This is a genomic window from Nonomuraea sp. NPDC049269 (assembly GCF_043197155.1).
Classification (GTDB): domain Bacteria; phylum Actinomycetota; class Actinomycetes; order Streptosporangiales; family Streptosporangiaceae; genus Nonomuraea.
This window is the reverse complement of sequence record NZ_JBICSO010000008.1, coordinates 326778-348547: the sequence shown is the minus strand read 5'-3', so window position 1 is coordinate 348547 and position 21770 is coordinate 326778. Positions and strand designations below refer to the sequence as shown.

The 21770-nt window shown below is 69.2% G+C and carries 21 protein-coding genes; 11 read left to right on the top strand and 10 right to left on the bottom strand.

Annotated elements, in window-relative coordinates:
- Positions 1–35: 35 nt before the first annotated feature.
- Both ACGFNP_RS41045 and ACGFNP_RS41040 read right to left on the bottom strand, forming a co-directional pair.
- Positions 36–611: an HD domain-containing protein gene (locus ACGFNP_RS41045; protein ID WP_358323232.1), complete on the bottom strand. Its 576-nt coding sequence runs from the start codon at positions 609–611 to the stop codon at positions 36–38.
- A gap of 27 nt (positions 612–638) precedes the next feature.
- Positions 639–977, bottom strand: coding sequence for a helix-turn-helix domain-containing protein (locus ACGFNP_RS41040; RefSeq protein ID WP_393328132.1), 339 nt, complete (start codon positions 975–977; stop codon positions 639–641).
- Positions 978–1192: 215 nt separating this feature from the next.
- On the opposite strand from ACGFNP_RS41040, the gene ACGFNP_RS41035 reads away from it, so the two are divergent.
- Together ACGFNP_RS41035 and ACGFNP_RS41030 are read left to right on the top strand one after the other, a co-directional pair.
- Entirely contained in the window at positions 1193–1585 is a 393-nt protein-coding gene (locus ACGFNP_RS41035) for a hypothetical protein (protein WP_358323236.1), read from the top strand.
- Positions 1586–1692: 107 nt separating this feature from the next.
- On the top strand, positions 1693–2094 hold the full coding sequence (locus ACGFNP_RS41030) for a hypothetical protein (protein ID WP_393328129.1): 402 nt from the start codon (positions 1693–1695) through the stop codon (positions 2092–2094).
- 391 nt (positions 2095–2485) lie between these two features.
- Here ACGFNP_RS41030 and ACGFNP_RS41025 read toward each other — a convergent pair whose 3' ends face one another.
- From ACGFNP_RS41025 to ACGFNP_RS41015, 3 genes are all read right to left on the bottom strand, one after another.
- Positions 2486–3583, bottom strand: a complete 1098-nt coding sequence (locus ACGFNP_RS41025) for a branched-chain amino acid aminotransferase (RefSeq protein WP_393328126.1) — start codon at positions 3581–3583, stop codon at positions 2486–2488.
- A 196-nt stretch (positions 3584–3779) separates the two neighbouring features.
- Positions 3780–4826, bottom strand: a complete 1047-nt coding sequence (locus tag ACGFNP_RS41020; RefSeq protein ID WP_393328123.1) for a 3-isopropylmalate dehydrogenase — start codon at positions 4824–4826, stop codon at positions 3780–3782.
- 63 nt (positions 4827–4889) lie between these two features.
- Positions 4890–6050 carry an ROK family transcriptional regulator gene (locus ACGFNP_RS41015; protein WP_393328121.1) on the bottom strand — a complete coding sequence of 387 codons (1161 nt, stop codon included), beginning with the start codon at positions 6048–6050 and terminating at the stop codon, positions 4890–4892.
- 99 nt (positions 6051–6149) lie between these two features.
- Here ACGFNP_RS41015 and ACGFNP_RS41010 point away from each other — a divergent pair, with 99 nt between their 5' ends.
- The 5 genes from ACGFNP_RS41010 to ACGFNP_RS40990 are packed head-to-tail and all read left to right on the top strand — an operon-like array spanning position 6150 to position 10889.
- Positions 6150–7247: a sugar ABC transporter substrate-binding protein gene (locus tag ACGFNP_RS41010; protein ID WP_393328119.1), complete on the top strand. Its 1098-nt coding sequence runs from the start codon at positions 6150–6152 to the stop codon at positions 7245–7247.
- Positions 7248–7967 carry an ATP-binding cassette domain-containing protein gene (locus tag ACGFNP_RS41005; protein ID WP_358323252.1) on the top strand — a complete coding sequence of 240 codons (720 nt, stop codon included), beginning with the start codon at positions 7248–7250 and terminating at the stop codon, positions 7965–7967.
- Positions 7964–9148 carry a sugar ABC transporter permease gene (locus tag ACGFNP_RS41000; protein ID WP_393328116.1) on the top strand — a complete coding sequence of 395 codons (1185 nt, stop codon included), beginning with the start codon at positions 7964–7966 and terminating at the stop codon, positions 9146–9148. The genes ACGFNP_RS41005 and ACGFNP_RS41000 overlap by 4 nt, the downstream gene beginning before the upstream one ends.
- Positions 9145–10050 carry an ROK family protein gene (locus ACGFNP_RS40995; RefSeq protein ID WP_393328114.1) on the top strand — a complete coding sequence of 302 codons (906 nt, stop codon included), beginning with the start codon at positions 9145–9147 and terminating at the stop codon, positions 10048–10050. Before ACGFNP_RS41000 ends, ACGFNP_RS40995 begins: the two co-directional genes overlap by 4 nt.
- 29 nt (positions 10051–10079) lie before the next feature.
- Entirely contained in the window at positions 10080–10889 is an 810-nt protein-coding gene (locus ACGFNP_RS40990; protein ID WP_358323260.1) for a class I SAM-dependent methyltransferase, read from the top strand.
- A gap of 429 nt (positions 10890–11318) precedes the next feature.
- Here the strand turns inward: ACGFNP_RS40990 and serA are convergent, their stop codons facing one another.
- A complete protein-coding gene (gene serA / locus ACGFNP_RS40985; protein ID WP_358323263.1) occupies positions 11319–12908 on the bottom strand; it encodes a phosphoglycerate dehydrogenase in 1590 nt (529 codons plus the stop codon).
- Between the two features lie 240 nt (positions 12909–13148).
- Between serA and ACGFNP_RS40980 the strand changes: the two genes are divergently transcribed.
- Positions 13149–14003, top strand: coding sequence for a hypothetical protein (locus tag ACGFNP_RS40980; RefSeq protein WP_358323266.1), 855 nt, complete (start codon positions 13149–13151; stop codon positions 14001–14003).
- Between the two features lie 100 nt (positions 14004–14103).
- Here ACGFNP_RS40980 and ACGFNP_RS40975 read toward each other — a convergent pair whose 3' ends face one another.
- Genes ACGFNP_RS40975 through ACGFNP_RS40965 form a run of 3 tightly spaced genes read right to left on the bottom strand, consistent with a single transcriptional unit; the run spans position 14104 to position 17848 of the window.
- The gene (locus tag ACGFNP_RS40975) at positions 14104–16662 is read right to left on the bottom strand and encodes an FtsX-like permease family protein (RefSeq protein ID WP_393328110.1); all 2559 of its coding nucleotides are present in this window, start codon (positions 16660–16662) and stop codon (positions 14104–14106) included.
- Positions 16659–17339, bottom strand: coding sequence for an ABC transporter ATP-binding protein (locus ACGFNP_RS40970; protein WP_393328107.1), 681 nt, complete (start codon positions 17337–17339; stop codon positions 16659–16661). The genes ACGFNP_RS40975 and ACGFNP_RS40970 overlap by 4 nt, the downstream gene beginning before the upstream one ends.
- Positions 17336–17848, bottom strand: coding sequence for a PadR family transcriptional regulator (locus ACGFNP_RS40965; protein ID WP_393328104.1), 513 nt, complete (start codon positions 17846–17848; stop codon positions 17336–17338). Before ACGFNP_RS40965 ends, ACGFNP_RS40970 begins: the two co-directional genes overlap by 4 nt.
- Before the next feature lie 88 nt (positions 17849–17936).
- Here ACGFNP_RS40965 and ACGFNP_RS40960 point away from each other — a divergent pair, with 88 nt between their 5' ends.
- The 3 genes from ACGFNP_RS40960 (at position 17937) to ACGFNP_RS40950 (ending at position 21219) form a co-directional block, all read left to right on the top strand.
- Positions 17937–18485: a DUF1707 and FHA domain-containing protein gene (locus ACGFNP_RS40960; RefSeq protein WP_219531613.1), complete on the top strand. Its 549-nt coding sequence runs from the start codon at positions 17937–17939 to the stop codon at positions 18483–18485.
- 157 nt (positions 18486–18642) lie between these two features.
- Entirely contained in the window at positions 18643–20187 is a 1545-nt protein-coding gene (dacB, locus tag ACGFNP_RS40955) for a D-alanyl-D-alanine carboxypeptidase/D-alanyl-D-alanine-endopeptidase (RefSeq protein WP_393328102.1), read from the top strand.
- Between the two features lie 252 nt (positions 20188–20439).
- Entirely contained in the window at positions 20440–21219 is a 780-nt protein-coding gene (locus tag ACGFNP_RS40950) for a CAP domain-containing protein (RefSeq protein WP_393328099.1), read from the top strand.
- On the opposite strand, the gene ACGFNP_RS40945 is transcribed toward ACGFNP_RS40950, so the two are convergent.
- Positions 21152–21757, bottom strand: coding sequence for a DUF6010 family protein (locus ACGFNP_RS40945; RefSeq protein ID WP_393328097.1), 606 nt, complete (start codon positions 21755–21757; stop codon positions 21152–21154). The genes ACGFNP_RS40950 and ACGFNP_RS40945 overlap by 68 nt on opposite strands.
- Positions 21758–21770: the final 13 nt, after the last annotated feature.

The window sequence follows — 21770 nt, the reverse complement described above, 5'->3', positions numbered from 1 at the left end:
CGTAGAGCCCAACCGACATTCGATGTCCTGGTCAATCAGTCGCCGTCAAGGACGCGGGTCATCCACTCCAACGTCCCCGTGCGGAGAGCCTCCTCGGCGAGGCGCTTCCCGGTCGCGGTCTTGAGCGCGGCAAGAGAGCTGTCGATCCACGGCTGCATGTTCTGGTGCCCCTGCTCGCGATATTCAACGGCTTGGAGGAGACATTCCAGTTTGTCGGCGTCGCGTGCACAGATTGCTTCGAGGCTGACCTTCTCCTCGTACTCACCGACCGCATCGCTCACCATGCCCAACACGGGCTCCGGCACGCCCCGCATCTGATCGGCCGTGACTTCCTCGTTCGGGGCCGCCCTGAGGTAGCGCTTGCCGATGTACGGGATGTCGGTGATGCGGGTCTCCTGGGTGTCGTGGAACAGGCTCATGAACGCGGCCCGTTCGGGGTTGCCCCCCTCGAGTGCGGCGATCACGCTGGCGATGATCGCCGCACGGAACGAGTGGTCGGCAATGCTCTCCGGGTCACGCACGCCCGCCACGAGCCATCCGGTGCGCTTGTAGCGCTTGAGCAGCCCGATCTCGTACAGCAGGTCCGTCAGCCCAACCAGGTCGTCCGCCATGAAGGCCCCCTTTTCAGCTGTGGTACATCATGCGCTGAACGGCCATGCCACGAGGTCGGTGAATGGGCGCGTGATCACCCAGGTCGCCAGCGGGTGATCGTCAGCCGTGGCGTCACCGGGATTGGCGCTTAGCACGTAGCCGATGAACCGATCCGCTTCCAAGGCGGTGTCCAGTTGAAGAAGCAGACGTGGTTGCGCGCCGAGGCACAAGAGGGAGTGACGCAACCCTAGATAGGTGCCGGTAGAGGTCGCCATCAACGGCCGGCGTCCGGACTCCCATCCCTGGACGGTCGTGATGTCCACGCTCAACCGTTCGGCGAACCGCTCCTGCGTCAACCCTGCCGACTCTCGGATGACCTTGAGCATATGACCGGACACGCGTCCCTCGCGCCCTCGATCGGCATAACCACGACCAGTGGTCAGGGCTCTGGAACCAGGGGGATTCATGAGGTGGTCACCGCCGCCGGTAACTCGTACTTCCGGTCACTTCTATGTCATCAGCGCCGCACCTAGCGTCTTCACCAGCGTACAGCGTAGCCATTGCAGCACCCAGAGTAACTGGACCCTACTGGTGAGAGTAAATGGAATCGCGACTCGGAACGCAGCTCGGCATGGAACATCTCGCCTGTCCTGCATACCCGCCCCTGTGGATCACCTCCGCCGAACAATTGAAGCGCGAGTTGGCAGATCTAAATATCACGGCCGATGTTCACGACGGCTATCGCCTCGCCCTGGTATCTGTCTGGGCCGGGCTGGTGGTGTGGTGCGATGGCGCGTGGTTCTGGTGGCGATCGGGCTGGGACGACCGCCGCAAGCGGGTCGTGTATGCCCGTCATCCCGCGACTGAGCCACCACGGGCCGCACGGCGGGTCGCCTTCCGCTACACCGACCTACGTGAAAAACATCAGTCGTCGGAGGTGACCGCCGATCCCGCATGCGCTGATCCGGGACCACCGGGCAAGGCCGCACCGTGACGGCGCCACCGCGTACGTCAGGGGCTCGGGCTAGGATCGTGGACCTGGTGCACAGTCCCGCTCGAACCCGTGCCTCTGGCGCATAGTTGATCGGCCGCCGAGGAACCGTGGTCAGCATCCTGCGCAACGGAACCTTGGCCCTGCTCGAACTAGACGTTGAGGACGAAGGGCTGACGGGCAGGGTGCGGCGCTGGCCGGTGCACTGGGATGACTTGGTCGTGGACACCATGGAACCTTGTCCAGACGATCCCGCCGACGGCTACCGGCTTGGGTTGTCAGATGTGGGCCGGGAGGCTGTGCAGCATGCCACACTGCTTGGCACGAAGATCAGCTTGTGCGGGAAGTCGGTGTATCCCCTGCCGGTCTGCGGTTGGTCGATGCGGTTCTCACCCACGGCTGCCCGTGCCTGCCCGGCCTGTATCCGCCTGATAAACGCCGATACCCAGTCGGTGAGCCAACCAGCCGAGGGCAAGAAGGAAGACCAGACGACACTGACTGACCGCAGATAGCAGCCCCGTGGCCAATACGCCAGAGTTACCGTTTCCGCATCGGCTGAAGGACCACCATGGGCCTCCAGCCAAGTTTCCGTTTTCCCCATGGCCCAACCTGCCAACTTCTGGCGAAGCGTTCGGGAAGGCAGTCCGAGCGGAGCGAGGGCCTCCAGGGGGCGGGCGGTAGCCCGCCTGGGAGAACGTCCGGAGCGAAGCGGAGGGCCTTGCAGTGCGCGTAAGCGCCAAAGGAAGAACGTCGAGCTTCCAGGGCGCGAAGCGCCGATTGCGAGCCCTTTGTGGAAGGGCGGGCGTCAAACGGCCAACCACCCAAACGGGTAAGGGGTGGGTTGGAGAAGGACGCCCGGAGCGAAGCGGAGGCCCTTTTCGGGGGGTTAGAAAAGGGGACCGTTTAGCTGATCTTGTGGATCCAGCTGTGGGTGTCGGGGCGGGAGCCGTACTGGATTCCCACCAGTTCCTCACGGATCCGCATCGTCACTTCCCCAGGGGTGCCGTCTCCCACCGTCCATGCCCGGTCCGAGCCCTTGACCGAGCCGACCGGTGTGACCACCGCCGCCGTCCCGCAGGCGAACACCTCCGTGAGTTCTCCCGACTCGCAGCCCGCCTGCCACTCGTCCGTCGAGATCAGGCGCTCTGAAGCCTCCAGGCCGAGGTCGGCGGCGAGGGACAGGATGGAGTCGCGGGTGATGCCGGGCAGCAGGGTGCCGGTCAGTGCGGGGGTGACCAGTTTGTCGCCGAAGACGAAGAACAGGTTCATTCCGCCCATCTCCTCGACGTACCGGTGCTCGTGCGCGTCCAGCCACACCACCTGGTCGCAGCCCTGCTCGACGGCCTGCCGCTGGGCGACGAAGGCGGCGGCGTAGTTGCCGCCGCACTTGGCGAAGCCGGTGCCGCCGGGCGCGGCGCGGGTGTACTCGGTGGAGAGCCAGACGGAGACGGGCTGGACGCCGCCGGTGAAGTAGGAGGCTGCCGGGGAGGCGATGACCATGTACCGGTATGAGCGGGACGGGTAGTTGACGCCGAGGCCGACCTGGGTCGCGATGATGAACGGGCGCAGGTAGAGGCTGTGGCCCTCGGCGGTGGGGACCCAGTCCTTGTCGGTCTGGACGAGGAGTTCGAGTGACTCGACGAACGCCTCTTCCGGAAGCGCGGGCATCGCCATGCGCTCGGCCGAGGTGTTGAAGCGGGCGGCGTTGGCGTACGGGCGGAAGGTCACGATCGAGCCGTTGACCTGCCGGTACGCCTTGAGCCCCTCGAACAGCTCCTGCGCGTAGTGGAACACCGAGGTGGCCGGGTCGAGCGAGAGCGGCCCGTACGGCTCGAGGCGGGCGTCGTGCCAGCCCTCGCCCTCGGTGTAGTCGATCGAGATCATGTGGTCGGTGAAGGTCTGCCCGAACCCGGGGTTCGCCAGTACCTGCTCCCGCTCGGCCGCAGTGCGAGCGTGGTCGGATAGCTGCACGTCGAAGCTGAGCTTCTGAGCGATGGTCATGACGGAGGTCCTTCTCTCTACGGTTCTGGACAGACTCTACGGCTCTGGACATTCACTGCTTAGAGCAGCCTGTACTTCCTATTGTCTCGCTATTTGGGATTGCAAGCGGCTAATGGGGTGCTTTAGCCGTTCAGACGCGAAAAAGCGCCTCGCGGTCCTTGTGCGGACCGCCAGGCGCTTGGGGAGCTGGGCGGCCCTAGCTCGATACTCGCGCGGTGATGTCGTCACCGATCTCGTGTGTCGTACGGCCGGCCCAACCGGCCAGGCGCTCGACGATGTCGTCGGCGACGGCCTGCTCGACCCTGGCCGCCTCGGCGGACAGGCCGAGGTGCTCCAGGAGCATGGCGACCGACAGGATCGTCGCGGTCGGGTCGGCCTTGCCCTGCCCGGCGATGTCGGGGGCGCTGCCGTGCACCGGCTCGAACATGCTGGGCGCGGTGCGCTCGGGGTTGATGTTGCCGCTGGCCGCCAGGCCGATGCCGCCGGCGATCGCCGCGCCGAGGTCGGTGATGATGTCGCCGAAGAGGTTGTCGGTGACGATGACGTCGAACCGCTCGGGCTGGCTCACGAAGAACATCGAGGCCGCGTCGATGTGGCTGTAGTCGGTGGTGACCTCGGGGTATTCATCCGCCACGCGGTTGACCGTGCGCTGCCAGAGGTCGCCGGCGTAGGTGAGGACGTTCGTCTTGTGGACGAGCGTCAGCTTCTTGCGCGGGCGGGACTGGGCCTTCTCGAAGGCGTAGCGGACCACGCGCTCGACACCGTAGGCGGTGTTGAGCGACTCCTGGGTCGCGATCTCATGCGGCGTGCCACGGCGCATGACGCCGCCGGTGCCGGCGTAGAGGCCCTCGGTGCCCTCGCGGACGACGACCATGTCGATGTTCTCGGTCGGTGTGTCGGCCAGCCGGGTCTCGACGCCGGGGAAGAGCTTGACCGGGCGCAGGTTGACGTAGTGGTCGAAGGCGAAGCGGAGGCGGAGCAGCAGGTCGCGCTCCAGGATGCCGGGCGGCACGCTGGGGTCGCCCACGGCGCCGAGCAGGATCGCGTCATAGCCGCGCAGCTCTTCGAGCACGGCGTCGGGCAGTGTCTCGCCCGTGCGGTGATAGCGTGCGGCACCCAGGTCGTAGTGGGTGGCCTCGAACTTGGTCCCGACGGCCTCCAGGACCTTCAGCCCTTCAGCGACGACCTCGGCGCCGATGCCGTCTCCGGGGATGACGGCCAGGCGAATATTCCGCGACTCCATGTGCGTACCTTACCCGCTCGTCTCGACTGTCGAGCATCCTATCTCACTTCTTGGACAAGAGAGTCAGCCTCGCCTGGCGTCGAAGATGAGGTCCCAGGCCCTGGTTCTGGCATGGGCCACCGCGCCCAGCAGCACTCCACTGTCCCCCAGAGCGCTGGCCACCACCACCGGCCGCAGGGGGCCCAGTTCCGCGATCCGGTCCTCTATCGCCGCGCCGAGAAGGTCCAGGTTGCGGCCCACTCCACCGCTCAGGACGATGACCTCCGGATCCAGGACCGCCGCCACCGCCACCAGGAGACCGCCGATGCGGCGGCCTTCCGCCTCCACCACCGAGCGGGCCGCCGGGTCGCCGTCCGCCGCCACCGCGAAGACGTCCTTGGCCGTCTCCAGGTCCAGCCCGGCCGCCCTGGCCGCGCGGACCACGCCGGGGGCGGCGGTCACCGTCTCCGTGGCGCCGTGGGCCAGGGCGTCGTCGGTGGGGGGCGAGTCCGTGGGGACGTAGGAGACCTCTCCCGCCGCTCCCCTGGCACCTACATAGAGCTCGCCGTTGATGACGATGCCCATGCCGACGCCCGTACCGATGGAGACCAGGGCGAAGTTGGACTTGCCGCGTCCCTCCCCGTACGTGTGCTCGCCGACCGCCGCCAGGTTGATGTCGTTCTCGATGATCAGCTCGACGTCGAGGGCCGACCGGAGACGACCCGCCAGGTCAGGCGGGCCCGGGAGGTTGGGCGCGAAGTCCAGGCGGCCCTGGGCCGGGTCGTAGACGCCGGGCGAGCCGACCACCGCGCAGGCGATCGCGGACCAGTCCAGCTCCGCCTCCCTGGCCGCGGCGTGGCACAGCTCGCCCACGAGGATCGCCAGCTCGGCCGAGTCGCGGGCGGTGTTGCGCCCGTCGCAGCGGCCCGCGAACGTACCGCGCAGGTCCGCCACGGCGACGCGGATCCAGTCGCGGCCGATGTCGATGCCCGCCACGTGGGTGGAGGCCGCGTTCATGTCATAGAGCGAGGTCACCGGGCCGGGACGGCCCGACACCTCGCCGACCAGGTGCACCAGCCCGTCTTCCTCCAGGCCGGCCAGCGCCGCCGAGACCGTCGGCTTCGACAGTCCGGTGACTTTGGCCAGATCGGCCCGTGACGCCGGGCCGTTCGCGTGGAGCTGGTCGAGCAGCCGACGCTCGTTCAGCACCCGCAGCAGCCGCGGATTACCCAGCCCACCCCGCATCTTCACCCTCCTCGCGCCAAACTCTAGCCAACTGCCCTGGTAGTAAACTAGCTTTCTTACCAAACAGCGGGGCGCGCCCACCCGAGAGGACGATGTGCGATGGACCGAGCATGGCGACTGATCCCGGCCGCGGCGGTCTTGTTGGCCGCTGCCGCCTGCGGTAACTCTGCCAACACCAACACCGACAAGGGCACCACCGCGAGCGCCGGGGGCGCCGCGAAGACGATCGCCCTCTTCCTGCCCGAATCCAAGACCACGCGATATGAGGCGTTCGACCGGCCGCTGTTCGAGGCGAAGGTCAAGGAGCTCTGCGCCGACTGCAAGATCCTCTACAGCAACGCCGAGCAGGACGCGGCCAAACAGCAGCAACAGGTCGAGGCGGCCCTCACCCAGGGCGCGAACGTCCTGGTGCTCGACGCGGTCGACGCCAACGCGGTAGCCCCGCTGGTCAACCAGGCCAAGCAGAAGAAGATCCCGGTGATCGCCTACGACCGGCTGATCTCCGGCATCGACTACGCGTACTACGTGTCGTTCAACAACGTCCGTGTCGGCGAGATGCAGGGCCAGGCCCTGCTCGACGCGATGAACGCCAAGGGGACGACGGCCAAGGGCCAGATCGTGGAGATCCACGGCGCCCCGACCGACCCCAGCTCGGCCGACTACAAGAAGGGCGCCAAGAGCGTCCTGGACGGCAAGGTCAAGGTCGGCAGGGAGTTCGACACGCCCGACTGGAGCCCCGACAAGGCCCAGCAGCAGATGGAGCAGGCGATCACCGCGATCGGCCGGGACAACATCGTGGGCGTGCTGTCGGCCAACGACGGCATGGCGGGCGGCGCGATCGCCGCCATGAAGCGCGCGGGCTACAAGGAGCTGCCGCCGATCACCGGGCAGGACGCCGAGCTGGCCGCCGTGCAACGCATCCTCACTGGCGAGCAGTACATGACCATATATCTGGACATCAGGGCTGAGGCGGAGAAGTCCGCCGAGCTGGCCGTGGCCGTGGCCAAGGGTGAGCAGCCCGCCGCGACCAGCAAGGTCAACAACGGCACCGTCGACATCCCGGCCTTCCTCCTCGACCCCATCGCCGTCACCGCGGACAAGGTCAAGGACACGATCGTGAAGGACAAGTTCTACACGGCCGACCAGATCTGCACCGCCGAGGTCAAGGCGGCCTGCGCCAAGGCTGGCATTCAGTAAATGCTCTCCGCGACAGGCATCTCCAAGCGCTACGGCGCGGTCCAGGCCCTCGACGGCGCGAGCCTCAACCTGCGCCCCGGCGAGGTCACCGCCCTCATGGGCGACAACGGCGCCGGCAAGTCCACGCTGGTCAAGACCATCTCGGGGGTGGTCGTCCCCGACGAGGGCACGATCACGGTCGACGGCACACCGGTCAAAATCACCAACCCGCACGACGCGCAGGCGCTCGGCGTCTCGACCGTCTACCAGGATCTCGCGCTCTGCGAGAACCTGGACGTGGTGGCCAACCTGTTCCTCGGAACGGAACGCCGCCGCTGGACGCTCCTGCACCACATAGAGATGGAACGCGCCACCCGCGAGCTGCTCGAACAGCTCGACGTCCGCATCCGGGACATCAGGGTGCCGGTCGCCATGCTGTCGGGCGGTCAGCGCCAGTCCGTGGCGATCGCCAGGGCGCTGATCGGCGAACCGCGCCTGGTCATCCTGGACGAGCCCACCGCCGCGCTCGGCGTGGAGCAGACGGCCCAGGTGCTCGCGCTGATCGGGCGGCTGCGCGAACGCGGGCTCGCGGTCCTGGTCATCTCACACAACCTGGCCGACGTACGGGAGGTGAGCGACCGCGTGGTCGTGCTGCGCCTGGGACGCAACGCCGGTGAGTTCGGTACGGCCGACACCACGCAGGAGGAGATCGTGGCCGCGATCACGGGGGCAGGACGATGACCGACACACTGGCGCGCAAGCCCTACACGCCGAAGGTCGCGGTCGAGCGGCTGCGACAGGGCGACGTCGGCGCGTGGCCGGTCGTCGGCGGGCTGGTGGCGATCGCGATCGTCTTCAGCGCGCTCAACGACCGCTTCCTCGCACCCGAGAACCTGACGAACCTGGCCCTCCAGATGGCCGCGACCGGCACGATCTCGCTGGGCATCATCATGGTGCTGCTGCTCGGCGAGATCGACCTGTCGGCGGGCTCGGTCAGCGGCCTCTGCGCGACGATCATGACGATCATGCACGTCAAGCAGGGCTGGAGCGCGCTGCCGGCCATCCTGATCGCGCTGGCAGCTGGGGCCGGGATCGGGCTGATCCACGGGCTGATGTTCACCAAGCTCCGGATGCCGTCGTTCGTGGTCACGTTGGCCGGGCTGATGGGCTGGCTCGGGCTGCTGCTCTTCCTGCTGCGGCAGGGCGGCACGATCAACCTGCCGTTCACCGGGTTCATCTCGAAGCTGAGCGACACCTGGCTGCCGTCCTGGCTGTCGTGGCTGCTGGTGGCGGGCCTGGTGCTCGTCTCGGGCGGCGCGGCGCTGCTCACCCGGCGCCTCAGGCTGGCCGCCGGGCTGCCCGTCACTCCTCTGTGGTGGCTGCTGGTCAGGACGGGCGGGCTGGGCGTACTGCTCGTGGCGGGCGTGCTCATCATGTCGGCCGACCGGGGCGTGCCGCTCCTGCTGATCATCTTCGGCGCGCTGGTCGTGGTGTTCGATCTCGTGCTCCGGCATACCGCGTTCGGCAGGCATGTGTACGCCGTGGGGGGCAACGCGGAGGCGGCGAGACGGGCCGGGATCAACGTGACACGGATCAGGATCCTGGCGTTCATGCTGGCCTCCACGCTGGCGGCGGCCGGGGGCATCCTGGCGGCCAGCCGGCTGTCGGCGGTCAACCAGCAGTCCGGCGGCAGCGACATCCTGCTCATGGCGATCGCCGCGGCGGTCATCGGCGGCACCTCGCTGTTCGGCGGCCGTGGGCGCGCCTATGACGCGCTGCTCGGGGTGCTGGTCATCCAGTCGATCACCAGCGGCATGTACCTGCTGAGCGTCGACTCCTCCGTACGGTTCATGGTCACGGCCGCGGTGCTGGCCCTGGCCGTGGCGATCGACTCGCTGGCCCGCCGGGGGGCCGCCCAGTGAGCCGGGTGCTGGGCATCGACGTGGGTGGCACGAAGGTCGCCGTCGGCGTGTCCAGCTCCGACGGACCGGAGATCGCCGAACGGATCCGGCTCGACACCGGCGCCGGCACGCTCGAACGGGCGCTCGCGGCGGCCAGGGACCTGGACGGCACGCCGGCCGCGGTGGGCTTCTCGACGTGCGGCGTCATCCGCGACGGCCGGGTCTTCCTGGCGCCCAACGTGCCCGGCTGGGAAGGGCTGGAGCTGCCCAGGCTTCTACGGGAGGAGTACGGCGCGATCCCGGTGGCGATCGACAACGACGTGAAGGCGGCAGCGGCGGCCGAACTGCGCTGGGGAGCGCTCCGCGGCGTGTCGGCGGGCGTCTACCTGAACCTGGGCACCGGCCTGGCGGCGGCGCTGGTGGTGAACGGCCAGGTGGTCTCCGGGGCGCACGGCGCGGCGGGCGAGATCGGCTACCTGCAGGCCATCCCGGGCGAGCCCGCCTTCGCCGACGGGCACGTACCCCTGGAGGAGCGGGTCTCCGGAGCCGCGCTCGCGGCCCGGGGCACGGCCCTGCTCGGCCGCGAGACCACGGCGGCCGACCTGCTCGCCCTCTTCGCCACCACCGACGCCACCGACGCCACCGACGGCGCTCCCGCCGGACCCGATGTGGCGGGGCTGGTGGACGAGGCGCTCGCGCTGCTGGCCATGAGCGTGGCGAACCTGTGCGCGACGTTCGACCCCGAGTGCCTGGTGGTCGGCGGCGGCATGATGGGCGCGGCGGATCTGATCATGCCGCGCCTGACGGCCGAGCTGCGCCGGGCCGTACCCTTCCCGCCCGAGGTGCGCCCGGCGCGGTTCACCGACGACGCCCCGCTGCTCGGCGCGCTGGCACTCGCCCACGCCGCTTCACAGTCTTCATGAGTTTGTGAAATAGGTGTAGCTTAAGGAGCATGGCTACCGAGAAGGTGCAGCTGGCCGCCGAGAAGGCCACGCTCCTCGCCACCCTGTACGGCAGGGCACTGGACGCCCGATCACCGCGCCCCATCCTCGACGACCGCCTGGCGGCGGCGACCGTCGCGCGCATCGACCACGACTTCCGCCAGACCGGCATGGACCGCCGCAACGCCGGCTCGGTCGCGCTCAGAGCCCGCTTCCTGGACGGCTGGGCCAGGGAGTTCCTCTCCCGGCATGCCGAAGCGACCGTGCTGCACCTGGGCTGCGGTCTCGACACGCGGGTCTACCGCCTGGCGCCGCCACCGGGCGTCGACTGGTACGACGTGGACTATCCCGACGTCATCGACCTGCGCCGGCGGCTGTATCCGGAGGAGCACAGGACGATCGGCACGTCGGTCACCGACCTCGGCTGGCTGGACCAGGTGCCCGCGGGCAAGCCGGTGCTGGTCGTCGCCGAGGGGTTGTTCTACTACCTCGATCCGCCGGGTGGCCGGGCGCTGGTCAGGGCGATCGTCGACCGGTTCCCCGGCGGCCAGTTCGTCTTCGACGCGGTGAGCCCCTTCGGGCTGCGCCTGCAGGCGATCAACAGACCGCTCAGGAAGGCCGAGGCCACGATGCGCTGGGGCATCGACGGGCCGGACGACCTGCTGTCGATCAGCCCGAAGCTGCGCCTCGTCACCGCCCTGAGCGCTTTCGACCTGCCCGGCTACGGCCGCCTTTCGGCGTCACACCGGATCTCGGCCGGGATCGCCAAGGTCATGCCACGGCTCGGGAGGGCGGCGGTCTTCTACCGGCTGGAGTTCTGAGGGGCGCCGCCGTTGTCCCTGCGGTCCAGGGCGGTCTGCAGAGCCTCGGTCGCCTCGTCCTCGGTCTCGTCGGTGGCGTTCCAGGCATACATCTCGTACATGGGCGTCTCATCTCATTTCGCGGGGCGTCGTGGTGGTGAAGTCGGATCCCGGTCACGAATCCGACCGGGCCTGATCTCGTGGGGTCCGGATCGCGGACCGGACGAAGGGGCTTACCGGCCGACGCAACGCCGCACACCGCGGCGAGTCGTCGACCTGCCCTAACAGGCCCCGCCGCGGCAGGTAAGAAGTACGAGAACCTGGCGCATCTTTCGAAAGAATACCTGGCGGTAGTTTGGCTGTCTCGTTGGACGTCCTACTATCTCGCATCTTGAGACAGAAAAACGGCTGCCGCGAGAGCGGCAGCCGTTTGTCCTGGAACGGGGTGGGTCAGTCCTCCAGGTCGACCGAGCGGCCGCTGTCGGCACCGATCTCGGCGATGATCTGCTCGATCACGTCGGCCGGGATGGCCGAGTCGACCGTCAGCGCGATCAGCGCGTTGCCGCCCTTGGCGTCGCGGGCCACCTGCATCGAGGCGATGTTGACGCCGTGCTCGCCGAGGAGGCGGCCGACGACGCCGACGATGCCGGGCCGGTCGGCGTAGGTGAAGAACGACAGGTGCGCGGTCGGCTCGATCTCCATCTCGTAGCCGTTGACCTCGACGATCTTCGTGATCTGGCGCGGGCCGGACAGCGTGCCCGAGACCGAGACGCGGCGGCCGTCGGCGAGCACACCGCGCACGGTGACCACGTTGCGCCAGTCGGGGCTGTCGGAGCTGGTCACCAGGTTGACGGAGATCCCGCGGTCCTTGGCCAGGAGCGGCGCGTTCACGTACGTGACCGAGTCCTCGACCACGTCGGTGAAGATGCCCTTGAGCGCGGCCAGCTCAAGGACCCGCACGTCCTGCGTGGCGATCTCGCCGCGCACCTCGACGTCGAGCTTCGTGGCGACCTCGCCCGCCAGCGCGGTGAAGACGCGGCCCAGCTTCTCGGCCAGCGGCAGGCCCGGCTTGACGTCCTCGGCGACCGCGCCGCCCTGGACGTTGACCGCGTCGGGTACGAACTCGCCGGCGAGGGCGAGCTTGACGCTCCGCGCGACCTGGGTGCCGGCCTTCTCCTGGGCCTCGTGGGTGGAGGCGCCCAGGTGCGGCGTGACGACGACCTGGTCGAGCTCGAACAGCGGGCTGTCGGTGCAGGGCTCCTTGGAGAACACGTCGATGCCGGCACCGGCGACGCGCCCCTCCTTGATCGCCGAGTAGAGCGCGCCCTCGTCCACGATGCCGCCGCGGGCCACGTTGACGATCCGCACCGACGGCTTGACCTGGTGCAGCTCCTTGTCACCGATGAGCCCGAGCGTCTCCTTGGACTTGGGCAGGTGCACGGTGATGAAGTCGGCCTGCTTGATGACCTCTTCGAGGCTGAGCAGCTTGACGCCCATCTGGTCGGCGCGGGCCGGCGGCAGGTAGGGGTCGTAGGCGATCAGCTCGACGCCGAACGGCTGCAGGCGCTGCGCCACGAGCTGGCCGATCTTGCCGAGGCCGAGGATGCCGACGACCTTCTCGTCGAGCTCGACACCGGTGTACTTGGACCGCTTCCACTCGCCGTTCTTCAGCGCGGCGTGCGCCTGAGCCGTGTTGCGGGCGCTGGCCAGGATGAGCGCGATGGTCTGCTCGGCGGCACTGGTGATGTTGGAGGTCGGGGCGTTGACCACCATCACACCGGCCTTGGTGGCAGCCTCGACGTCGACGTTGTCGAGACCGACACCGGCCCGGGCGACCACGCGCAGCTTGGGCGCCGCGGCGATGGCCTCGGCGTCGACCTGCGTGGCGGAGCGGACGATGAGCGCGTCCACGTCGGCGAGCGCGGGCAGGAGTTGCGAGCGGTCGGCGCCGTCGGTGTGGCGGACCTCGAAATCGTTGGCGAGTACGGCGAGGCCTGCCTCTGACAGCTCCTCTGCGACCAGTACGACGGGCTTGCTCATGGAAGTGGATCCTTAGGGGCAGGCGGGCGGGTGTTGAGGGACACGTCTCCGGGCCCCTCGGATCGCTCCGAGTCTATCCGCGCTTGTGAATGTGTTCACGAGGGACCCAGGATCTGAGACAGCCGCCGCCATACCCCGCGCCCCGCAAAGTCATCCACACTGCTCTCATCTTTGTCTTGATCGGGGGATTTCTTGGCTATTAGCCTGATAAGCCGTGACCGACTACCTATGGTTCGTCATATGAGCATCGGGAATCCTGCGCTTGCCGACGTGCTCGCCCAGCATGGCAGTCCACATCGCCTGCTGGCGGCGCTCGCTGACGGTGGGGTTCTGGTGGCAGTGCGACCAGACCGTTCAGTCGTCCTGGGTACGACCCAGGCCGGCGACAGAGTGCTGCTCGGATACACGGGCGCGGCTACGTACGCCCGGCACCGCGGCAGTCACTCCCTCTCCGTCTGCGATCCGGACACGATCCTCGATATCCAGCGCGTCACCGGCGTGCGGGAGATCGTGATCGACGCGGCGGGGCCCGCCGCGGCGGCCGTGCCCATCGACGATCTGCAGCGCTTCCTCTCCTCGACACGTTCGGGACCCCATCCAGTGCTGTCGGGAGCCGTCCCCGCCGCGTACGCGACGGGCGCGATGGCCACGGTGTCACGGGGGTCCGCGCTCGCGCAGGTGGCACCGCCTTCGGCGGACGCGCCCGCGCTGCCGTGGATCCCGGCGCCGCGACCGCACCTGTCGGGGCCCATGCAGCAGGTCGACCCCGGCTACCGGCGGTGCACGCACCCGATCCTGCCCGCCCTGCGGCTGGCGATCGGGAACCTGCTGATGGACTACCCGCTCGTGCACCACGTCTGGATCTCCGAGGCGCGCACCGCCTCGGGGGCGCTGGGGATCATGCTGCACGTGAAAGTGCACATGTCAGCCGCCGAGGACGTGGTCCGCGACCTGCACCGCGGGACCCGTGCCCGGCTGCCGCAGTTCGCGGCGAGCGGGGCGCCCATCCTCATGGCCCGGGTGGCGGACTCGCGCAGCGAACGCCGGATGATCGAGATCGGCGCCCACGTGGTCTGCGCGGACGTGGTCGACTAGCGCCACCCGGCACACCCGGACGCGAGCGACCGCGGCCGGCCTCGGGCGGACCGCGGTCGTCGTCGGCTGGGAGACCGGGAGGTACGCCCTCCCGCGGGCCCTACGTCAGGCGGCGGGCCAGTACGAGCCGCGTCCTGGCGGACAGCCCGGCCACCAGCGCGGCCAGCAGCGGCAATCCCACCGCGAACGCGACGAGGAACAGCCAGGGGATGGAGATCGTCGTGGGCCCGGGATCGAACCAGTCCGTCCCCTGGACCCCGTTATGGCGGCTCATCGGCCACGACAACGCGATTCCGCCCACAATCCCGGCCACGACACCGACCAGCGCGCCCAGCCCGGCGATGTAACCCGCCTGACCGGCCACCACCAGCCGCCGGATGCGCCGCGGCGCGCCGACTGCCGACATGGTGTTCAGGTCGTGGCGCATGTCGGCCGCGGCGAGCCCGGTGGCTGCGAACGTGCCGCCGAGCACCAGCACCATGGCGACGCCCAGCAGGATCCAGAACACCTGCGTGAACGCGCCTTCCCTGGGGTTCTCGACATAGAGGTCGACCTGGTTCCCGACCACCGAGAGGTACTGCCTCAGGCGGACCTGATCCGCCGGCTGGTGCATGGCGTACAACCGTCGCTCCTTCATCTGCAGTCCGACGGACCGCAGCACGACCGGTGGAACGACCCCGCCGCTGACCCGCTGGTCGGCGGCGCTCGCCAGCACGGCGGGAACTCTCTTGTCGCTGATCACACCCTCGCTATCCATGGTGTTGACCTTCAGGGTGGCCAGGCCGTCCTTGATCAGCGCCGGATCGAACACCACGATCTTGCCCGCGGCCAGGGCCGCGGCGGCCTGCGGATCCTGACGTCCCTGGATGAAGGCGAGCAACCGCGCGTCGCCGACCGGAAGCTCACCTCCGTAATAGGCGTCCTCGCACTGCCCATCGCAGTTGCGGCCGAGGTCGATCCACGCCTGACGGCCCTGGGAGTCCACCGGACTCGAAGCTGGAAGCAGCTGGGTCTTCGGCAGCTCGCGCTCGGCCGCCGTCCGCAGCCTGGTCCAGCCGCTGTCGTCCAGCTTGACGGCTTCGATCTTGATACTGCCCGTCGGGGCGTAGGGATGGTAGGCGGCGTCGTAGGCCGCGTCGGAGCTGGCGAGTCCGATGCCGAACGCGACCGCCGCCGTGGTGGCCGCCATGACGGCGGCCGTCGCGGAGGCCGTACGGGACCGGTGGCGCGAGGCGTCGCGGACCGACAGGCGCAGCGGGAGCGGCAGCCTGGCGGCGAACCGGCTCGTCCGGCGCACCAGCCACGGCATCAACGCGACCAGCCCCAGCACGACCAGCCCCAGGGCCGCGACGAGCGGCAACTCGTCGCCGCGCGTGCTCAGCCTGACCAGGACCAGCCAGACGAGGACCAGCCCGGCCACCACGAGCAGAAGACCGAGCACCGGACGGCCCGCGCGGTCACGGAGCTCGCCTTCACGGCCCGCCAGCACCTGGGCAGGGCTCTGCCGTGCGGCCTGCACGGCGGGCACCAGGGCGGCGATCAGCCCGCTGACCACGCCGAGCACGGCAACGCCCGCGACACTCGCCCATGGCACCTCCAACGGGCCGAGCGACCTGAACAGGTGCCCGGCCAACGGCACCGCCGCGAAAGCGCCTCCGACGCCGAGAACCGTCCCGGCCAGCGCCGCCGCGCCGCCGAGCACCAGCCCGTCGGCGAGCACGATGGCCCGCAGATGCGCCCCCGAGCCGCCCTGCGCCGCGATCACGGCCAGCTCCCGGCGCCGCCGCCGCAGTCCCACGGCGAACGCGGGTCCGGCCAGCAGCACCGTCTCCATGACGATGAAGACGACGGCGAGCGCGATCGCGATCAGCTGGTCCCCGTTCGGGGCGGCTCGGGAGACCCCGGCGGGCGGATTCTCGATGACGGCTCTCGACTGGACCTGCAGCCCGTGGGCGTTCAGCGCCCGCACCCGCGACCAGTCGAACGGCGCGGCGGTGTCGGCGAGCCAGCCAGTGCCGTTGCCGTCTTTCTTGTCCGCCAGGAGCGCGCCTTGGAGTCCGACGAACTCCGGTACACCCGGCCGGTTCGGAAACTCGATCTCGCCGACCACACGCACCCGCTTGTTCGTCCGGATCACCGCGACTGTGTCGCCGATCTTGACTCCCAGTTCCACAACCGCAGGTGTCACCACAGCCTCGCCGGGAGCGGCCGGGAGCCTGCCCTCCGTCAGGCGCCGCATCCCCCGCGTCATCGGGTCCCGCAGGTCCACCTCACTGGCGTCCGCTATCTGGTAGCCGTCCTTGCCCGTGAACAGCACGGTGCCCTCGTCGCACGGGATGAGCCGGCCGTCGACCAGTGCGGCCACCCTTGCGGTCGTCCACGGCGGGGCATTGAACGGCTTTCCATCGCCAGACCAGCCCCCGCCCGGGCCTTCCTGCTTGATCCAGCGCTGGCCCGTCGTGGAGATCCGCGCGTCAGCGACGCCCAGCTCGGCGGTCAGCCCCTCCCGCATGTCCACGTCGATCGTGGCGGCGCCCGTGAGCACGCCCGTGATGAGCAGCACCGGCAGGCCGATCATCACCATGATCAGCGCCGTCCGCCCCTTGAACCGCAGCGCGTCCCTGCGGGAGATCCGCAGCGCGGCGGCGAACGCGCTCATCGGGCGCTCTCCAGCGGCACGGCCGTCGAGTCGGCGATCTCCCCGTCGCGCAGGAACACCACGCGGTCGGCCCACCCGGCGTAGCGGGGCTCGTGGGTGACCAGCAGCACCGCCGCGCCCTCGTCGCAGCGTTCGCGCAGCAGCCGCAGGATCTCGTCGCCGCTCGCCGTGTCCAGCGCGCCCGTCGGCTCGTCGGCCAGCACCAGGCGCCGCTCGCCGACCAGCGCCCTGGCGATCGCCACGCGCTGCCGCTGCCCGCCGGACAGCTCCTCGGGAAAGCGGTCGGCCATGTGGTCCACCCCCACCGAGGCCAGTACGGCCAGCGCCTCCTCACGGGCCTGCCGGGAGCGGACGCCGTCGAGCTCTCTCGGTAACATCACGTTCTCGGCGGCCGTGAGCGACGGGATCAGGTTCAGGTCCTGGAAGACGTACCCGACGCTGCCGCGCCTGAGCGCCGCCAGGTCCTTCACGCCGGCCAGGTCGGTGCCCTCGATCGTCACGCTGCCCGAGGTCGGCCGGTCGAGGCCGCCCGCGAGGTTGAGCAGGGTCGACTTGCCGGAGCCTGACGGGCCCATGACGGCGACCAGCTCGCCGCTGGAGACCTCGAGGCTCACCCCTTTGAGCGCGTGCACCTGACCATGCACGCGCGTCACCTCGTCCAGTCTCACCACAGTCATGTGTTCTTCTCCTTGAGTACGGCCTCGCAGTGGTCCAGCCAGCGCTGTTCCGCCTCGGCCTGAAAGATCAATGAATCGAGGACGAGCCGCTGCCCGAGCCCCTCGGTGTTCGCCCGTTTCGCCCTGGTCAGCTCCTGCAGCGCACGCATGGTGGCGGTGCGCTGGGCCAGGATCACCGCCGAGACGTCGACGTCCCCTGCGGCGACGGCCATGGCGAGCTTGATGACCAGTTCGTCCCGAGGCCGGTCGGTCTGGTCGACGGGGGTGCTGAACCATCGCTCCAGCTCGGCCCGACCGGCCTCGGTGACCGTGTAGACGGCCCTCCCCTGTTCGTCGGCCCCGCCGGGCTCGACGAGGCCGTCACGTTCCATCCGGGAGAGCGTCGTGTAGACCTGGCCGATGTTGAGCGGCCAGGTCGCCCCCGTCGACGCCTCGAATTCCACCCGGAGTTGGTAGCCGTAACGCGGCCCCCTGCTCAGCAACGCGAGCAGTCCGTGTCTGATCGACATGGATACTGAGTATGCATACTGAGTATGCTCAACGCAAGAGATCCGCATATTCTGGACAGGGGACGCGGTTCAGGCCGATACTCAGGGCATGAGCTCGACGCATCCACCGTTCCGCGCGTCCGACGGGGAACGCGATCGCGCGATCGACGAGCTCCGCGACCGTGCCGTCGAAGGGCGGATCTCCCACGACACCTTCGTCGGCCGGGTGGATCAAGCGCTGCGGGCGCGCAACCGGCACGAGCTCGACGACCTGGTCGCCGACCTGCCCCGCCGCCGGACGTTCCGCCAGCGGCTGACCGACGCGGTGTCGAGCGCCTCCGACTTCACCACCCGCCTCCAGGCGGCCTGGCGCAAGCCGCGCCTGCCCCGGCTGGCCCTGCCCGACGACCACCGCGTCCGTTACGTGGTCGGCCGCGGGTCGGCCTGCGACCTGGTGCTGTCCGACCTGACGGTCTCACGGGTGCACGCCGAGCTGCGGCGCGAGGACGACGGCGGATGGATGCTGGTCGATCTGGGCTCGCTCAACGGCACGCGGCTGAACGGCTGGCGGCTGGTGGGGCCCGCCAAGATCAAGTCGGGTGACGAGATCTCCTTCGGCGACTGCGGCTTCCTGGTGAACGCGGGCCAGCTCACGTAAGCGCGCCGTCTTTTCGTGAGCGGGGCCGCCTGCCAGGCTGACCGTGGGCGGCGCCCGCCGTACAGCTGACCCGAAATATACGGATATTTGCGGATTACAGGGTGCGTGCGCTGCCCCATGATCCCAGGCGAGACCCCCAGTCCTCATTGGAGACCCCATGCGGCGCACCTCAGCATCCCTCGTCGCGGGCGCGCTCGTCGCGGCCCTCGCGTGGGCGTCCAGCCCCTCCTCACCCGCCGTCGCGCTCGACCCCTCGGCGGGCGTCGCGGACCTGACCCAGGACATCAACCAGATACTCGCCGACTCGCGGCTCACCGTCGGCCGGGCCGGCGTGGTCGTCAAGAGCGCGGCCAAGGGCGACGAGCTGTACGCCACCGACGCCGGCAAGGTGATGATGCCGGCGTCCAACACCAAGCTGTTCACCTCCGCCGCCGCCGCCGACACGCTCGGCCTCGACTACCGCTTCCCCACCACCGTGCTGGGCGGCGGGCGCAAGCTCGGCTCCGTACTGACGGGTGACCTGGTCCTGCGCGGCACCGGCGACCCGACGATGCTGGCCGAGGACTACGACGCGCTGGCCGCCAAGGTCGCCGCCGCGGGCATCAAGGTGGTCGCGGGCAAGCTGGTCGCCGACGACACGTGGTTCGACTCCGTACGGCTCGGCAACGACTGGACCTGGGACGACGAGACGGCCTACTACGCGGCGCAGATCTCCGCGCTGACCGCCTCCCCGGACCGGGACTACGACGCCGGTTCGGTGATCGTCTCGGTGGCGGCCTCCGGCAGCGAGGTCAAGGTGTCGACCACGCCGGAGACCGACTACCTGAAGATCGTCAACAAGGCCACCGTGGGCACCACGACCGACGTCCTCATCGAACGGCAGCACTCCACGAACACCGTGGTCATCACCGGCACCGTGGCCGACCCGTACCAGGAGTGGGTGGCCGTCGACGACCCCACCCGCTATGTGGCCTCGCTGTTCCGCAAGGCGCTGGCCAAGCACGGCGTCCGCGTGGCGGGCCCCACCGTCACCGGCGCGGCCCCGTCCGGCGCCGCCACGCTGGCCGAGCACCAGTCGATGCCGCTGAGCGAGTTGCTGGTGCCCTTCCTCAAGCTGAGCAACAACATCCACGCCGAGATCCTGACCAAGGCGATGGGCCGCAAGGTCTCCGGCCAGGGCACCTGGGCGGCCGGGCTCAAGGTGAGCACCGACTTCGCCAAGGCCAACGGCGTGCAGGTGCTCAACATGCGTGACGGCTCCGGCCTCTCGCGCCGCGACGGCTTCACGCCGACCTCGATCGCCCAGTTGCTGAGCGCCGTACGCGCCAAGCCGTGGTTCAAGACCTGGTACGACGCGCTGCCCATCGCGGGCAACGCCGACCGGTTCACCGGCGGCACGCTGCGCAGCCGGATGCGCAACACCGCCGCGGCGAACAACGTGCACGCCAAGACCGGTTCGCTGACCGGTGTCACGGCGCTGTCGGGCTACGTGAACAGCGCGGAGGGCGAGCCGCTGGTGTTCTCCATCATGCTCAACCAGTTCCTGTCGAGCTCGCCGAAGGACATCGAGGACAAGATCGCCATCCGGCTCGCCCAGTTCTCGCGGACCGCGCCGGTGGACGCGGTGTCGCAGCTCCGCTCGACGGGTGAGACCGCGACGGCCGACCTCGAGTGCTCCTGGCTCAAGCCCGCCGAGTGCTGACCGCCCGGGCGACGCCCGGCGAGTGCTGAACCGGCGAGGTCCGTCCATGGCCGTGCGGCTTCACGCCGCACGGCCATATTTTTCGGCATCCGACGCCTATATGGCACGGGAGGTTTACCGAGGTGGGTGGGGCGATCGTTACGATTGGGTCACCTGGTACTCCAGATATAGCGGCGTTTTTCGTGACATGAGCGTTGCGGGCCTACCAGAATGCGGGATCGACGCAGGATCTAGCAGGACCGGAGGGACAGGATGCGCGGGCAACTCCAGGCACTCGTCTGCCTCGGAAGTCTGGCGGCATTGAGCTTCCCCGCGCCCGCCACCGCCCAGGCGGCGAGCACGAAGGCCCCGTGCCGGATCGTGGCCGTCAAACCGTCCCTGTCCAGGGGCATGGTCACCGGCACGGCCGGCCGGATCGGCTGTGACACCAAGGCCACGCTCAGAGTCCGGATCGTCCGAGCCATGGCCGGTCCCGACCGTACGGTGAAGAGCGGATCCAAACTCATGCTGAACGGCCGGATCGCCGCCCGCGTCCGCTGTACCGCCCCCGGCCGCTACTACGTCGTGGCCATGGACTACCAGAGCAAGCCGATCCAGTCGCCGTCCGTGGCGCTGTCCTGCGCGGCACGGACAACGCCGAAGACCGGCACCGCCTCGACCGCCGAGGAACAGGTCGTCAAGCTCACCAACCAGGCGCGCGCCAAGAAGGGCTGCCGCCCCCTCACCCACGACCCCAAGCTCCACGCGGCGGCCGAGCGGCACTCCGCCGACATGGCCGCCCAGGGCTACTTCGACCACGACTCCAAGAACGGCCGGACCCCGGGCAACCGCATCTCGGCGGCCGGCTTCGCGCCGATCAGCACCTGGGGCGAGAACATCGCCATGGGTCAGCCGACGGCCGCCTCGGTCGTACAGGCCTGGCTCGACAGTCCCGGGCACCGCGCCAACATCATGAACTGCTCCTTCACCCATATCGGCGTCGGCCAGTCCACCAATGGCCCCTACTGGACTCAGGACTTCGCCGCGCACTAGACCACAGAACCCCACCCAGCCAGGGAGCGTCGGGCCTCCACCAGGCGCGCCACCGCGCCGATTCCCACCGCAACGCCACGGCGCTCCCATCCGGCGGGCCCGGTCGCGCCTCCCCCCGCACAGCGGACCGCGACCGGGCCCGCACCCCTTTCCAGCGGGTACAAGCCCAGTCGGTGATCGACGGTCCGCCCGCGAAGCACCACAGCGCCAGCACCGGGTCGCAGATGGCACAGCCGAAGGAGGAGTACTCGGCGAAGGGGATGATGGGGCTCCCCTGCAGGTGGTGCCCTATGTCCCAGGCGGTGTGGAGCAGCCAGCCGATGCCGATGAAGGTCCAGTTGTCGAGCCCCTTGTAGGCGACATAGGTCATGACGACCGGCAGGACGAACTCCCAGGGGCCGAATCCGCCGCCACTGAGGTAGGCGGCACCCGCTCCCGCGACCGTCAGGGCGTTGATGCGGCGTCGATGCGGCTCGCGGATCAGGGACATGCCGCAAATGGCGATCAGGCCGATCAGGATCGGCATGAAGACGGACATGGGGCGTGACGAC

What these genes read in the sequence shown, in the direction of transcription:
- ACGFNP_RS41005 (WP_358323252.1), top strand. Translation starts at nt 7,248, where the DNA reads ATGCTCTCCGCGACAGGCATCTCCAAGCGCTACGGCGCGGTCCAGGCC.
- ACGFNP_RS40990 (WP_358323260.1), top strand. Translation starts at nt 10,080, where the DNA reads ATGGCTACCGAGAAGGTGCAGCTGGCCGCCGAGAAGGCCACGCTCCTC.
- ACGFNP_RS41015 (WP_393328121.1), bottom strand. Translation starts at nt 6,050, where the DNA reads ATGCGGGGTGGGCTGGGTAATCCGCGGCTGCTGCGGGTGCTGAACGAG.
- ACGFNP_RS41040 (WP_393328132.1), bottom strand. Translation starts at nt 977, where the DNA reads ATGCTCAAGGTCATCCGAGAGTCGGCAGGGTTGACGCAGGAGCGGTTC.
- ACGFNP_RS41000 (WP_393328116.1), top strand. Translation starts at nt 7,964, where the DNA reads ATGACCGACACACTGGCGCGCAAGCCCTACACGCCGAAGGTCGCGGTC.
- ACGFNP_RS41045 (WP_358323232.1), bottom strand. Translation starts at nt 611, where the DNA reads ATGGCGGACGACCTGGTTGGGCTGACGGACCTGCTGTACGAGATCGGG.
- ACGFNP_RS40980 (WP_358323266.1), top strand. Translation starts at nt 13,149, where the DNA reads ATGAGCATCGGGAATCCTGCGCTTGCCGACGTGCTCGCCCAGCATGGC.
- ACGFNP_RS40945 (WP_393328097.1), bottom strand. Translation starts at nt 21,757, where the DNA reads ATGTCCGTCTTCATGCCGATCCTGATCGGCCTGATCGCCATTTGCGGC.
- dacB (WP_393328102.1), top strand. Translation starts at nt 18,643, where the DNA reads ATGCGGCGCACCTCAGCATCCCTCGTCGCGGGCGCGCTCGTCGCGGCC.
- ACGFNP_RS40960 (WP_219531613.1), top strand. Translation starts at nt 17,937, where the DNA reads ATGAGCTCGACGCATCCACCGTTCCGCGCGTCCGACGGGGAACGCGAT.
- ACGFNP_RS40950 (WP_393328099.1), top strand. Translation starts at nt 20,440, where the DNA reads ATGCGCGGGCAACTCCAGGCACTCGTCTGCCTCGGAAGTCTGGCGGCA.
- ACGFNP_RS40965 (WP_393328104.1), bottom strand. Translation starts at nt 17,848, where the DNA reads ATGTCGATCAGACACGGACTGCTCGCGTTGCTGAGCAGGGGGCCGCGT.
- ACGFNP_RS41020 (WP_393328123.1), bottom strand. Translation starts at nt 4,826, where the DNA reads ATGGAGTCGCGGAATATTCGCCTGGCCGTCATCCCCGGAGACGGCATC.
- ACGFNP_RS41025 (WP_393328126.1), bottom strand. Translation starts at nt 3,583, where the DNA reads ATGACCATCGCTCAGAAGCTCAGCTTCGACGTGCAGCTATCCGACCAC.
- ACGFNP_RS41010 (WP_393328119.1), top strand. Translation starts at nt 6,150, where the DNA reads ATGGACCGAGCATGGCGACTGATCCCGGCCGCGGCGGTCTTGTTGGCC.
- ACGFNP_RS40970 (WP_393328107.1), bottom strand. Translation starts at nt 17,339, where the DNA reads ATGACTGTGGTGAGACTGGACGAGGTGACGCGCGTGCATGGTCAGGTG.
- ACGFNP_RS40975 (WP_393328110.1), bottom strand. Translation starts at nt 16,662, where the DNA reads ATGAGCGCGTTCGCCGCCGCGCTGCGGATCTCCCGCAGGGACGCGCTG.
- serA (WP_358323263.1), bottom strand. Translation starts at nt 12,908, where the DNA reads ATGAGCAAGCCCGTCGTACTGGTCGCAGAGGAGCTGTCAGAGGCAGGC.
- ACGFNP_RS41035 (WP_358323236.1), top strand. Translation starts at nt 1,193, where the DNA reads ATGGAATCGCGACTCGGAACGCAGCTCGGCATGGAACATCTCGCCTGT.